We start from the raw sequence: 13,665 nt of genomic DNA, 5'->3' as shown, positions 1-13,665 counted from the left end.
GACGACACGTAGATCTGTGCCGCACCGACGCATGTCTGTGTATGCCGAGCGCAGTCACCTCGACCACACCGCACACCTCGAGTTCCAGCCGGAGAGTTCCCGTTGTCTGACAAGCCGAATGCCGTTTCCAGCCACACCACCCCCGACGTCCCCGAAGTAGCAGCGACGCCCGAGTTGTCCACCGGCATCTGCGCCGGTGACTACCGTGCAGCGCTTCGCCGCCACCCCGCAGGTGTCACCGTCGTGACCCTCGATTCGGGTACCGGCCCGGTGGGTTTCACCGCCACCTCGTTCTCGTCCGTCTCCCTCGAGCCGCCGCTCGTCTCGTTCAACATCGCGGAGACGTCGTCGAGCATCAATGCGCTCAAGGCAGCCGAGTCCTTGGTGATCCACCTTCTCGGCGAACATCAGCAACATCTGGCCCAGCGCTTTGCGCGTAGCGCCGATCAGCGTTTTGCAGACGAGTCACTGTGGGCAGTGCTCGACACCGGGGAGCCGGTTCTGCACGGCACCCCCAGCTGGATGCGCGTCAAGGTCGACCAGTTGATCCCTGTCGGCGACCACACGCTGGTCATCGGACTCGTCACGCGGGTTCACGCCGAAGAGGACGACGAATCCGCTGCCGCACCGCTGCTCTACCACGAGGGCAAGTACTACCGCCCCACTCCGTTAGGTCAATAGACAACTGTGCGCCTTTATTAACCGCCCGCGGTTAATAAAGGCGCACAGCAAGTTACAGCGCTACGTACTTGGTATCGAGATACTCGTCGATACCCTCGGTTCCGCCTTCACGGCCGAAGCCCGATTCCTTCACGCCACCGAACGGCGCCGCAGCATCGGAGATCGCGCCGCGATTGACGCCGACCATGCCGGTGTCCAGCTTGGCCGAGACGCGCATCGCCCGGTCGATGTCGCGGGTGTAGAAGTACGCCACGAGGCCGTACTCGGTGTTGTTCGCAGCCGCGATCGCTTCGTCTTCGGTGTCGAAACCGACCACTGCCGCAACGGGTCCGAAGATCTCTTCCTTCAGCAGGCGCGCATCGGCGGGCACCTGATCCAGAACGGTCGGGGTGAAGAAGAAGCCGGCTCCTTCGGGCGCCGATCCACCGGTGCGAACGCGAGCGCCCTTGGACACGGCGTCGTCGACGAGTCCGGTGACGGTTGCGAGCTGCTTGGTGTTGATCAGCGGTCCGATGTTGGTGCCCTCGGCGTCACCGGCGCCCACCTTCAAGGCCGCAACCTTGGCGGTGAACTTGTCGGTGAACTCCTCGCGCACCGAGTTGGCGACGTAGATGCGGTTGGCCGCGGTGCAGGCCTCGCCGCCGTTACGCATCTTCGCGAGCATTGCGCCGTCGACAGCTGCGTCGATGTCGGCGTCGTCGAAGACGATGAACGGTGCATTGCCACCGAGTTCCATCGACGTACGGAGCAGCTTGTCAGCAGCGTTGCGCACCAACAACTTTCCGACGCCAGTGGAGCCGGTGAAGGTGACCTTGCGCAGACGCGCATCTTCCATCAGCGGTCCACTGATGGAGGCCGCGTCGGACGTCGGGAGGATCGAGAGCACACCGTCGGGCAGACCGGCATCGGCGAACACCTGACCGAGGAGCTGCATGGTCAGCGGCGTGTCCTCGGCGGGCTTGACGATGATGGTGCAACCGGCAGCCAGCGCCGGTCCGATCTTGCGTGTGCCCATGGCGAGCGGGAAGTTCCACGGGGTGATCGCAAGGACCGGTCCGACGGCTTCCTTGGTGACCAGGATGCGACCGTTGCCGGCCGGAGCCTGCGTGAAACGTCCGCCGATGCGTACTGCTTCCTCGCTGAACCAGCGCAGGAATTCGCCGCCGTAGTTGACCTCACCGCGGCTCTCTGCCAACGACTTACCCATTTCCAGGGTCATCATCAGCGCGAAGTCCTCGGCGCGGGCGTGCAGCAATTCGAAGGCGGTGCGCAGGATCTCGCCGCGTACACGTGCCGGCGTGGCCGCCCAGTCTTCCTGCGCCGCAGCGGCGAGGTCGAGCGCACGGATACCGTCGGCAGCGGTGGCGTCGGCTACCTGGGCGAGTTCCTCACCCGTTGCCGGGTTGTAGACCGCAAAGGTCTTCTCGGCCGGGACGAGCTTGCCGCCGAGCCAGAGACCCTTGGGTACCGAGTCGAGAAGATCCGAGACGTTGGACATGTCAGTTCCCCTGTGCTGCAGTGCGAATAGCGGTCTCGAGGACGGTCAACGCGTCGTCGAGCAGCTCTTCGGAGATGACCAGCGGCGGGAGCAGACGGATGACGTTGCCGTAGGTACCGCAGGTGAGGATCACGACGCCGGCAGCGAGGCATTCGGCGGCGATCTTCTTGGTGATATCGGCGTCCGGCTCCTGCCCACCGGGCTTGACCAGCTCGATGGCGAGCATGGCGCCGCGACCGCGAACGTCACCGATGACGTCGAGTTCCTTTGCCAGTGCGTTCATTCGGCCGACGACGGTCGACTCGATGGTGCGTGCGCGGCCACAGAGGTCGAGCTCGCGCATCTGGTCGATGGACGCCAATGCAGCGGCGCAGGCGACGGGGTTACCGCCGTAGGTGCCACCGAGGCCGCCGGGGTGGACGGCGTCGATGAGCTCGGCGCGGCCCGTGACAGCGGCGAGCGGCATGCCGCCTGCGATGCCCTTGGCGAGAGTGACCAGGTCGGGGACGATGCCCTCGTGATCGCTGGCGAACCAGGCGCCGGTACGAGCGAAGCCTGCCTGAACCTCGTCGGCGATGAAGACGACGCCGTTCTCCTTGGCCCACGCGACGAGCGTCGGGAGGAATCCTTCTGCGGGAACGATGAATCCGCCCTCGCCCTGAATGGGCTCGATGAGGATGGCGGCCGTGTTGGCAGCACCGACCTGCTTCTCGATCATCGTGATGGCGCGCTGTGCGGCCTGCTCACCCGTGATCTTGGAGCCGTCGACGTTGAGGCCCTCGCGGTACGGGTAGGACATCGGGACGCGGTAGACCTCGGGGGCGAACGGACCGAAGCCGCTCTTGTACGGCATGGACTTCGATGTCAGTGCCATCGTGAGGTTGGTGCGGCCGTGGTACGCGTGGTCGAAGACGACGACTGCGTCGCGACCGGTTGCGTGACGGGCGATCTTGACGGCGTTCTCGACGGCTTCTGCGCCGGAGTTGAACAGCACGGAACGCTTCTCGTGGTCACCGGGGGTGAGCTCGGCGAGACGCTCGGCGACCTCGACGTAGCCCTCGTACGGAGCGACCATGAAACAGGTGTGAGTGAAGTGCGCGACCTGATCCTGAACTGCGGACACGACGGCCGGGTTGGAAGCACCGACGCTGGTCACCGCGATACCGGCACCGAGGTCGATCAGCGAGTTGCCGTCGACGTCGACGATGACTCCGCCGTCTGCGTCGGCGACGTAGACCGGGAGGGTGGATGCGACGCCGGCGCCGACGACCTTCTTACGGCGTTCGGCGAGCGCAGCCGAGCGCGGGCCCGGGAACTCCGTGACGATGCGACGCTCCTGCGGAAGCCGGTATTCGATTGCACTCATGTGACCACCCTCTCGGTTGTGTATTGCATTCGAGTATGCGACGCGCGAAGCATCGCAAGCACTGCCGAAATGGATACCCGAAGCTTCAGGGCTACTCCATATCGGCAACGACAGCTAGCCTTGATCAGGTGACGGTTCCGATCTCGTGGCTCTTGCGCCAGAAACACCTCTCGCTGGCTCTGCTCACCGACCGAGCAGCCGCCACCCACCCCGTCACGTTTGCGCAGGCCACAGAGCTGACGGACCCCACCCCGTGGCTTTCCGGCGGCGAATTGGTGCTCACCACCGGGCTGGCACTGGTGGGCGCGGACGCCACCGACTACAGCGAGTACATCGACCGTCTGGCCGCCGCAGAAGTATCGGCTCTGGGTTTCGGGACCGGCCTTTCCCACGAGAGTGTGCCCGCAGACCTGATTGCCGCCGCCCGCAGTCGCGGGCTCCCCCTGCTGGAAGTGCCGTTCACGACCCCGTTCGCGGCGGTCACGCGCGCGGTGATGACCCGTCTGAGCCAGCAGGAATACGAATCGGTACTCCGCGCGGCAGAAGTACAGACACGCATCACCCGCGTTGCGCTGCGCGGAGGCGTGTCTGCCATCGTGCGTGAACTGGCCACGGCCACAAAAACTTCGGTGGCGTTTGTCGGTGATCGGATCACCGCGGTGCATCCGGCAAACCAGAAGTCGTTGATCACCGAGGTTCGCGCGGTCGCGGCGACCACCCGCGATCCCAACGCTCCGGCGTCGATCTCGCAGAGCACACCCGAACGGACGCTGACACTGTCCCCCGTCGGCGTCACCGACAGCTGGCACGGCTACCTCGCAATGGCGGGCGCCGGGCCCCTGAGCAATATCGACAGAGTGTTGCTCGGGCATGCGGTCTCGCTGCTCACTCTCGAACTCGAGAAACCGGTTCGACTACGGGCCGAGCGAACTCGACTCAACGCCATGGCTTTCGGGCTCTTACTCGACGGCCGAATCCCCGAGGACGGTGTGCCGTCGTACTTGGACGAAGCGAGCGATACGCACGGCAACGTCCGTGTCGTCCACGTTCGCGGATCCGGACTCGGCCCCGTTCTTCGCGAACTCGACAACGCTCTCGCGCGAGCAGGCCGGCCGTTGTTCGCGCAATCCGAGGACGGTTCGCTGACCGTCCTCCTTCGCGGAACCGACACAATCGACACTGCCAAAACACTACTGGCGCAGCTCTCCCCCACCGAGGCGAAGACGGTGCGGGCCGGAATCAGCACCCCTCACCGTCTTCTGGACGCACCGCGCGCACTCGTCCAGGCCCGCGCCGCGGCCAATCTCACGACGGCCACTGCCCGCATTCTCGAGTTCGACGCTCTGAGTGGTTCGACGATTCTGGCATCCGAGCCTGCCCGTGAGGCACTGATCGCAATGGCTGCGGACACCATCCCGGTGCTGACCGAACACGACCAGGCACACGGGACCGCACTGGTCGCGTCTTTGCGCGCCTATCTCGAGGCGAACGGCCAATGGGAATCGGCCGCAGCCGAACTCGGTGTTCATCGGCACACCCTCCGAGGTCGCATCGCACGCATCGAGGAACTGCTGCAATGCGACCTCGGACAGGCCAGGGTCAGAGCCGAACTGCTGCTATCGCTACTCGCCTGGGAGGGTCGCTGAACGCTCCGCGGCGTGCACCGAAGCGAAACCGGACGCACCGCGAACGAGTAGTTCGAGTTCGGCGTCGACCGTGCAGAGACGGGCGGTGTCCAGCGCTCCACTGCGGCTCACACTCGACATCAAAGCCGTGAACCGGCGCACCGCTTGCGGATTGGCGGCGGTCCACAACTCGACGACCTCCGGAATACCTTCTCCGAGCGCTCCGGACACGAGGTCCGCGAAACGCGCCGTCAACCTGGCGTGGACGGCAGCGCTGCCCATGACCTCCCAATGCGAGGCAGCGACGGCAACGTCGACGCCCCCGAGAACGTCGCCCAGATCGAGGGTGTCGGAGAGTTCCCGGTAGATCGCAGCCGCGGCCTGAACCGTCGTATTCTCCTGCAACGCAATGTCAGCCAGGGCGAGCGCCCCGAAAGACGCCTCGATGCGGTCGCTGGCCGACAGCCCTTCGGTGAGAGCCCGCACCGGCGCTGCCCATCGATCGATGTCGGCTCGCGGGTTCACGGTGAACCGGCCGGCTGCTCCCGGACGACGCAACACCCAGCTCATCTCGGATTCCAACAACTGCTGCAAGCGATCGAGAGCCTGCAACTGCTCGGTGGCGCGAAGCTCCGAGTTCAAGATCTCGCGCCGAAGGTCCTCGGTGCCGAGCACTTCGCTGACCACTGCGTAGGCCAGAGCCGCTTCCGGACTGTGGACTCCGAGGTGTTCCTCCAGCCGGAACAGCACGCCGGGTCCGACGCGGTTGACCAGTTCGTCGACCACCGAGGTGATGATGATGTCGCGGCCCAACCGATGTGCGCGGACCGCGTCCGGTGCTGCCTCGACGACGGAGAGCGGGAAGTACTGCGGGAGACGATCGGCGAAGATCTGATTGTCCGGGACGGTCGACGCCCCCAATTCCGCCGTCAGCACGTTCTTCGACTGCGCCACCAGCACAGCAAGTTCCGGACGGAGTAGGCCCTGCCCGGCTCGCGCCCTGACCGCCAGCGCCTTGGCGTCCGGCAATGATTCTTCGAGGCGCTTCATCGCGCCCGCCGAGACCAGGTTCTCGATCAACCGTTCGTGCTGATCGAGTAGGGCGGGAGCGCGGTGCTCGGCCAGGCTGATCGCGAGGGTCTGATCTTCGCTGGCCTCGAGTACCGATGCGGCTACCTCGTCCTGGGCCGCCGCAAGTAGTTCATTGCGCGAGGTCGCGTCCAACTCTGCGAGTGCGATCTTGATGTTGACCTCACGGTCCGAGGTAGCCACGCCGGCCGCGTTGTCGATGAAGTCGGCGTTGATTCGTCCTCCGCCAGCGGCATATTCGATGCGGGCACGCTGGGTGAAACCCAGGTTGCCGCCCTCACCCACCACGGTTGCACGCAACTCGTCAGCGCTGACGCGAACTGCGTCGTTGGACGGATCGGCCGCGTCGACGTTGCTTTCGGTCGACGCCTTCACGTAGGTACCGACGCCGCCATTCCACAACAGGTCCACCGGAGCGCACAGGATCGCTCGGATCAGTTCCTGCGGAGTCAGCTTCTCCTCGGCGATACCGAGCACCTGACGCGCCTCGAGCGGAAGGCGGATCGACTTAGCGCTACGCGGCCAGACCCCACCGCCAGGCGACATCACGGTGCGGTCGAAGTCGTCCCAGGACGAGCGCGGCACGGTGAAGAGGCGAGCGCGTTCGGCAAACGTCGTCTCGGTGTCGGGGTTCGGGTCGATGAAGATGTGGCGGTGATCGAATGCCGCGACCAGACGGATCTTGTGCGAGAGCAACATTCCGTTACCGAACACATCGCCGGACATGTCACCGATGCCCGCGACGGTGAACGGATCGGTGTCGACATCGAGGTCGCGCTCGGCGAAGTGGCGTCGAACCGCTACCCAGGCGCCGCGAGCGGTGATGCCCATCGCCTTGTGGTCGTAGCCGGCCGAACCGCCGGAAGCAAAAGCGTCGCCGAGCCAGAAACCACGTTCGACGGCGATGCCGTTCGCGACGTCGGAGAACCGTGCGGTCCCCTTGTCCGCCGCCACGACGAGGTAGGAGTCTTCACCGTCGTACTCGACTACTTCTGCCGGGTGCACCGCTGCGCCGTCGACGATGTTGTCCACCACGTCCAGCAAGCCGCGGATGAAGGTGCTGTACGACTCCTGCACCTGCGCCGGGGTCGGTGACGACGTGCCCCGAACCACGAACGCACCCTTGGCTCCCGAGGGAACGATCGGCGAATTCTTCACGCTCTGGGTCTTCATCAGACTCAGAGCCTCGGTGCGGAAGTCCTCGTATCGATCCGACCAACGCAGGCCACCACGGGCGACGGAGGAGCTACGCAGATGCACGCCTTCGACATTGGGTGCGCTGACGTAGATCTCGCGGAAAGGAACTGTCTTCTGCGGGGTGGAGAGCAACTGCGAGTCGATCTTGAACGACGCGTACGGCAGCGGTTCGCCGGCCTCACCGCGCAGGTACCAGTTGGTGCGCAGAGTCGCCTGCAAGAATGAACGCACACCGCGCAAGACGCGATCCTCGTCGAGAGTGTCTGCACCGTCGACTGATTCGTCGATGGCCGCCGCCGCGGTGGCCACGGCCGTCTCACGCGAACCTGCTACTGCGGGATTGAAACGCGCGGTGAAGAGTTCGATTGCCTGCCGTACGAAGAGCGGCTTCGCTGCCAACACTCCGACGATGTAGCTCTCGGACAACCCGATACGAGCCTGAGCGAGGAAACGGCACGCAGCGCGCAGCAACTCTGCGTCGCGCCACGTGATGTCTGCTCGTCCGATCAGACTGGAGAATGCGTCCATACGGGTCTGTCCGGCGATGACGGCTTCGAAGGCGTCCGCCATCTTCTCCAGCGCACTGCCGCCGAAAGTGCTCGGCTCGAAGGTGAAGTAGTGTGCCGAACCCAGAACGGTCGGAAGCGGGCGGTGCGTCGAAACTCGGAGTCCGAGGGACTCGAAGTTCTCGCACAGATCGGAGAGGGAGGGCTCTCCGGACGGCCACAGCACCACACAGGTCAGATCGTCACTGTTCAGGGCACCGCTGTTCAAGTCGTCGCTGTTCAAGTCGTCGCCCTGACGGAAGACGAGTCGCTGGCCCGCTGCTGCCAATTCGGCGACCAGTTCGAGCGCCGGGTCACCGGATCGATCACCGCCCGCGGGTCTCGATTCTGCAGCTGCGGTCTTGGTCGCCGATGATGTGCTCGCCATTGAACACCCTCCTGGAAATTATTGGATCCGAACACTTTCCAGTGTTGCGTGGATCACCGGAAAGAGGTCGTGCCCGATAGGAGTACCAACCCCTATCGGGCACGACATTTCGGCAGTTGCGGTGAGCTCAGTCGCCCAACCTGATCGGAGCGAGCTCCTCGAACACGTCGCCGGGTCCGGGATTCTCGGTAGGCGCAGCGCCGCCGAGATGGTTGACGACGCCCCATACCGCGTTGATCGCGGTCTGGATCGCGCCCTCGGCCCAGCCGGCAGTCCACGACACGTCGTCACCGGCGAGGAAGATTCCCCGATGACGCGGTTCGAGATCATTCTGCACGAAGTGAGAGAACAGGCGCTCCTGGTACCGGTAGTGCCCCGGAAGGTTCGCCTTGAACGCACCCATGAAGTCGCGCTCGGTTTCCCACGACAGCGTCACCGGGCTCGAGATGATGTGGCTGCGGAAGTCCACGCCTGGGTAGATCTCTTCGAGAGAGCGCAGCATGATGTTCATGCGCTCGGTGGCGTCGAGCGCCAGCAGCTTCAGCGAATCGTCCGACCAGGTGTACGACAAGCAGATCAGGCCTGGCTTGCCCTCGCCTTGATCGAGCAGGTAGGTGCCGCGACTCATACGGTCGGTCAGTGTCATCGACACCGAATCACGGCCGGTCACGGGATCCTTGTCCTTCCAGAACGGGCGGTCGACGAGAACGAACACCTTGGTCGAACCCATGTAGTGAGTTCGCTCGATCGCAGTCCAGTGGTCGATCGGGAACAGATCGTCGTCACACCTGATGTTGTTCAGCAGCATCCAACTCTGCACTGTCACAACGGCACTCGCATACGTGCGAATGAAACCTTCGGAGTCCGTGACCGTGATGTTGCCGGGCTCGGTACGCCGGAGTTCGGTGACGCGGGGACGCGTCTCGCCGTCGTTGAGCGAAGCGACCGTCGTACCGGCAGGCCAATGCGCCATGTGCTCCGGGGCGCGGTTCCACAACCGCATCGGCAGCTGCTGCGATCCACCGACGATGCCGCGGTGGTCGTCGTCGGCGGCCGTGATGACCACACGAAGGATTTCGAGGATCGAGTTGGGGTAGTCGGTATCCCAACCACCCGTACCGAATCCGACCTGCCCGAACACTTCCCGCATATGGAAGGACTTGAAGTGCTTCGACGCGGCGAGGAAACCGTAGAACGTCTGGTCGTCGTAGCGCACCACGAGGTCGTTCCAGATCCGCTTGATTTCTGCGGTGTCGCGGTCACGAATGGCCTGCTGCAACGGAATCAGATCGGCGTGCTCTTCGAGAGTGCGCTGCCAGGCTTGCGCCACCTCGGTGTAGATCGGCGGCAGATCCTCGAGAGTGTGCGCGTAGTGGCTCTCACCCTTGAGATCGATGACCGTGCTCGGCGTGACCTCGGCAAGGGGATTGGGGAACTCTTCGGTCTGCAGACCCAGTTCGTTCAGATAGTGGAACAACGTCGTCGACGACGGTGGGAAACGCATTGCGCCCATCTCGGCGACAACCCCGGGGTGCCCGTCGAACTCGACCGACCGCATCCGGCCACCGATCTGATCAGCTTCGTAGACAATCGGTTTGAGACCGACCTTGAGCAACTCGTAGGCCGCGATCATGCCGGAGAGTCCACCACCGATCACGGCAACTTCTGTACCCAGTGCCAGATCGGGCACCGAGCCGAGTCCCGCCGGACTGGAAACGTAGTCGTCGTACGGGAACGGAAAATCCGGCCCGAACATCGTGAGGGGCGGCTGCTTGCCGGGTTCCGAGGAACTGTCCGGAGCTACTGGGATGGTCATCTACGGTTCTCCTTGGAGACAGTCGTGACAGAAAGGTCTGGATACAGATCGAGGCGTCGATCGTCGAGATGCGTGTTGAGGGTGCGCGATTGCGAGACGGTGGCGGCGGCGATATCCGCGAAGAGCAATTCCTGGCCGCCCCCGGCCCGCGCCAACTCGGCACCGTCGGGTGCGATGGCGCACGAGAGACCGCAGTAGGTCAGCTCGGTTTCGGCGCCGCAGCGATTGACGTAGGTGACAAACATCTGACTCTCGTATGCGCGGGCCGGAACCACTTGCTGCGCAATGTGTTCGTACGGAGTCATCAACCCCGTCGGCACGATGAGCCATTCGGTACCGGCGTCGGCATGGGCCCGAACCGCTTCGGGAAATTCCACGTCGTAGCAGATCAACAATCCGCAGCGGATGCCCTCGAAGTCGAACCCGACCACCAGGGTCTCACCTGGCCGGAAATGTTCGCGGTCGAGCGTGCCGAACAGGTGTGTCTTGCGGTAGTGCGCAAGCGAAGTGCCATCGCGGTCCACCACCTGCACGCTGTTGTAGACGTCTCCCCCGTCGAGTTCGGGGTAGCCGTAGACGACGGCGATGCCTGCACTTCGAGCAATCTCGGCGACGGAATCGAAGATAGGGCCGTCGGCCGGTTCCGCGCGCAGCGACACCAGTTCGCCGATGTCGTAGCCGGTTGCGGACATCTCCGGCGTCAGCAGGATCTTCGCACCGGATGCCGCAGCCTCGCGGGCAGCGGTGTCGATTGCAGCGAGGTTGAACTCCACCGACGCAAAGGTGTCCGGGGTGGTGAGCGGACCTTGGAACAGGCCAACTCGAACTGAATCGACATGCATGGTGCGCTCCTTCAGGAGTTCCGTGACGCCAATTTTCGACGGTGCGTGTGACGGGGACAACTACCAGCGTGACGGGTGCCGCCAATCATGTCAACTCTTGTTTCCTAAGAATCAACATTCACGGATTCAAGTCTCACGAAGGCGACGCGCGTGGCCCTTCCGGCAATGCCGGATTCAAGACCCACAGAACCTTCGCCAGAACCGAGCCCTCGGCCTGAAAACTATGGTTGTGCGTCGGCGTGAATGTGAAGGAATCGCCCGCCGCAAGCACGACGTCCTCGGCATCGACGGCCTCACCGTTCGGATCCGTCCGACCGCCCTCGAACGAGACCCGCAAGCCGCCCTCCAGCACGTGCACGAAGTTCACGTCGATCGGCAGACTGTAGAACTCCTGACCACTTCCGCCGCCTGGTTCCAGCTCGCCGAGCAGCACCTGAATTCGACGCTCGTTGGTAGGCGTGAGCAGGTACTCCGTCATCTTTTCGCCACCGAAGCTGATTTGCGGCATGGCGTCGGCGCGGACTACTTCACCGGCGGACGCATTCTCGAACAGGGATCCGACGGGGATCTCGAGCACCGCGCACACCTTGATCAGGGTCGCCACCGACGCGTTGACGTGATCGCGCTCGAGTTTCGAGAGATACCCCTTCGTCACACCACAGGCCTCGGCCAGGTCGTCGAGGGTCAACCGCTTCGATTGACGTGCCGCCTTGAGCCTCGCCCCGATGCGCGGTCCGACCGGCTCGACCGCTTCCTTCGCCTTGGCCACTGAACCCACTCCTTCACGACCGCCGTGTCCCTTTCAGGAAACAGGGGTTGACAACCGAGCCTCTTGAAGAAACCATACTTGCTCAGAGAGCTACATCACTGAAGGGCGCCCGGTGTGCGCCGAATCGAGAGCAGGGACCTCTGCACATGGCTACCAACAACCCCGGATCGTTCATCGGACCCGTCGACGCCACGCGCGTCCCCCGCTACGCCGAGCCGACCACTTTTGCGCGTCTGCCGCGCCTCGATGAGGTCTCGCGCGCCGACGTGACAATCCTCGGCATCCCCTTCGATTCGGGTGTCAGCTACCGACCCGGCGCTCGGTTCGGTCCGGGGCACATCCGCGCTGCGTCGAAGCTGCTGCGTCCGTACAACCCCGCGCTCAAGGTCTCCCCCTTCGCCAACCAGCAGGTAGCCGATTTCGGCGACATCGGAGTCAACCCCTTCGACATTCAGGAAGCTCTCACGACGGTTCAGTCCGCCGTCACCGACCTGCGCGCCGACGGTTCCTCTGTGCTCACGCTCGGCGGCGACCACACCATCGCACTTCCGATCCTGCGTTCACTGGCCCGCGATCACGGCCCGATCGCCGTCCTGCACTTCGACGCTCACCTCGACACCTGGGACACCTACTTCGGTCAGCCTTTCACCCACGGCACCCCCTTCCGCCGCGCCAGCGAAGAAGGCCTGATCGACATGGAGCGTTCGCAGCACATCGGCATCCGTGGACCGCTCTACAGCGAGAAAGACCTCGAAGACGACCGCGTCCTCGGCTTCCAGGTGATCCGCAGTGACGACTACGAGGTCGACGGCGTCGCCAGCATCGTCGAGCGCATGCGTAAGCGCCTCGACGGTGGCCCGGTGTACGTCTCCGTCGACATCGACGTGCTCGATCCCGCCCACGCTCCGGGTACCGGAACACCCGAAGCGGGCGGCATGACCTCTCGCGAATTGTTGAACACACTGCGCGGGTTGGTGGGACTCAACGTGGTCGGCGCCGACATCGTCGAGGTAGCGCCGGCGTACGACCACGCCGAGATCACCGGTATCGCAGCGGCTCACGTCGCTTACGAGTTGCTGTCGGTGCTCGCACTCAATCGCTGAAGCAGCACAACGGTATCCGTGGTGTGATGCATCTCGGGGTTCGCGGGAAGATCACGTTCCCGCGACTCCGAGACCAACACCTTCCAACCATCGGTGAACAGCGACTCCACATATTCCGGGGTATGCAGCATTGCCCGATGATGTTCGGTGGGCGACTCGTGGGGCGAGTGGCCCACGATCAGCAAATGCCCGCCGGGCGCGACCAGATCTCCGAGAGCACGGAACAATTCCCCGCGCGCGGGTTCGAGCATGTGGAAGAACTGCGCGGACACCAGATCGAACGAGCGCCCCTGCGGATCCCACTTCGTCAGGTCGGCTTCCAGCCATTCGATGTCGACGCCCTCGCCCTCGACGTGAGCCTGGGCGCGGCTGAGCGCAACCGACGATATGTCGGTGCCGGTGACCTTCCACCCGCGACGTGCCAACCACAAAGCGTCGGCGCCTTCGCCGCAACCGACGTCGAGTGCAGTGCCCGGTTCGAGGTCGGAGGCTTCGGCAATCAACTGTGGGTTGGGATTTCCGCTCCAGCGCGCGGGACGTTCCTCGTACAGCGAGTTCCAGAACTGTGCGTCCGCCTTGGCGTACGGATTCTCGGTGGTTTCAGAGTTTTCGTGGTGATTGTGGTGTTCGTGGCTCATGCACCCAGGATGAACGACCTTCCACAACTCACGCAACCATCTTTGCCGAAACAGCAACTTCTCCATTTCGACGCTCTGCTAACGTCACGCTTCGTGGCAGGTGGATTT

The 13,665-nt window shown here is 64.0% G+C and carries 10 protein-coding genes; 3 read left to right on the top strand and 7 right to left on the bottom strand.

The genetic code is table 11. The annotated features are described in order from the left end of the window. The first annotated feature begins 102 nt into the window (after positions 1 to 102). Positions 103 to 681: an NADH:FMN oxidoreductase DszD gene (gene dszD, locus FEZ59_RS02730; protein ID WP_003941189.1), complete on the top strand. Its 579-nt coding sequence runs from the start codon at positions 103 to 105 to the stop codon at positions 679 to 681. A gap of 52 nt (positions 682 to 733) precedes the next feature. Here dszD and FEZ59_RS02725 read toward each other — a convergent pair whose 3' ends face one another. Further along, positions 734 to 2,179, bottom strand: coding sequence for an NAD-dependent succinate-semialdehyde dehydrogenase (locus FEZ59_RS02725; RefSeq protein ID WP_020968315.1), 1,446 nt, complete (start codon positions 2,177 to 2,179; stop codon positions 734 to 736). A gap of 1 nt (position 2,180) precedes the next feature. Then, positions 2,181 to 3,545 (bottom strand): 4-aminobutyrate--2-oxoglutarate transaminase, encoded by a 1,365-nt coding sequence (gene gabT / locus FEZ59_RS02720; protein ID WP_007727077.1) that lies wholly within the window; start codon positions 3,543 to 3,545, stop codon positions 2,181 to 2,183. 128 nt (positions 3,546 to 3,673) lie between these two features. Here gabT and FEZ59_RS02715 point away from each other — a divergent pair, with 128 nt between their 5' ends. Further along, entirely contained in the window at positions 3,674 to 5,191 is a 1,518-nt protein-coding gene (locus FEZ59_RS02715; RefSeq protein WP_019746725.1) for a PucR family transcriptional regulator, read from the top strand. Here the strand turns inward: FEZ59_RS02715 and FEZ59_RS02710 are convergent. The 4 genes from FEZ59_RS02710 to FEZ59_RS02695 form a co-directional block, all read right to left on the bottom strand. Beyond that, the gene (locus FEZ59_RS02710) at positions 5,168 to 8,389 is read right to left on the bottom strand and encodes an NAD-glutamate dehydrogenase domain-containing protein (RefSeq protein ID WP_172932203.1); all 3,222 of its coding nucleotides are present in this window, start codon (positions 8,387 to 8,389) and stop codon (positions 5,168 to 5,170) included. The genes FEZ59_RS02715 and FEZ59_RS02710 overlap by 24 nt on opposite strands. A gap of 127 nt (positions 8,390 to 8,516) precedes the next feature. Continuing rightward, positions 8,517 to 10,205: an NAD(P)/FAD-dependent oxidoreductase gene (locus FEZ59_RS02705; RefSeq protein WP_020906039.1), complete on the bottom strand. Its 1,689-nt coding sequence runs from the start codon at positions 10,203 to 10,205 to the stop codon at positions 8,517 to 8,519. After that, positions 10,202 to 11,047, bottom strand: coding sequence for a carbon-nitrogen hydrolase family protein (locus FEZ59_RS02700; protein ID WP_021342734.1), 846 nt, complete (start codon positions 11,045 to 11,047; stop codon positions 10,202 to 10,204). Before FEZ59_RS02700 ends, FEZ59_RS02705 begins: the two co-directional genes overlap by 4 nt. Positions 11,048 to 11,180: 133 nt before the next feature. After that, the gene (locus tag FEZ59_RS02695) at positions 11,181 to 11,816 is read right to left on the bottom strand and encodes a helix-turn-helix domain-containing protein (RefSeq protein WP_020968310.1); all 636 of its coding nucleotides are present in this window, start codon (positions 11,814 to 11,816) and stop codon (positions 11,181 to 11,183) included. Positions 11,817 to 11,962: 146 nt separating this feature from the next. Here FEZ59_RS02695 and speB point away from each other — a divergent pair, with 146 nt between their 5' ends. Further along, positions 11,963 to 12,919 carry an agmatinase gene (gene speB / locus FEZ59_RS02690; protein WP_003941134.1) on the top strand — a complete coding sequence of 319 codons (957 nt, stop codon included), beginning with the start codon at positions 11,963 to 11,965 and terminating at the stop codon, positions 12,917 to 12,919. Here the strand turns inward: speB and FEZ59_RS02685 are convergent. Beyond that, positions 12,883 to 13,557 carry a class I SAM-dependent methyltransferase gene (locus tag FEZ59_RS02685; protein ID WP_020968309.1) on the bottom strand — a complete coding sequence of 225 codons (675 nt, stop codon included), beginning with the start codon at positions 13,555 to 13,557 and terminating at the stop codon, positions 12,883 to 12,885. The two genes, speB and FEZ59_RS02685, sit on opposite strands and share 37 nt — an antisense overlap. Positions 13,558 to 13,665 lie beyond the last annotated feature (108 nt).

The sequence above is a fragment of the Rhodococcus sp. MS13 genome (genome assembly GCF_013277835.1).
GTDB classification, from domain to species: domain Bacteria; phylum Actinomycetota; class Actinomycetes; order Mycobacteriales; family Mycobacteriaceae; genus Rhodococcus_F; species Rhodococcus_F erythropolis.
Note: the sequence above shows the minus strand (reverse complement) of the source record. Positions and strands in the feature narration are given on the sequence as shown.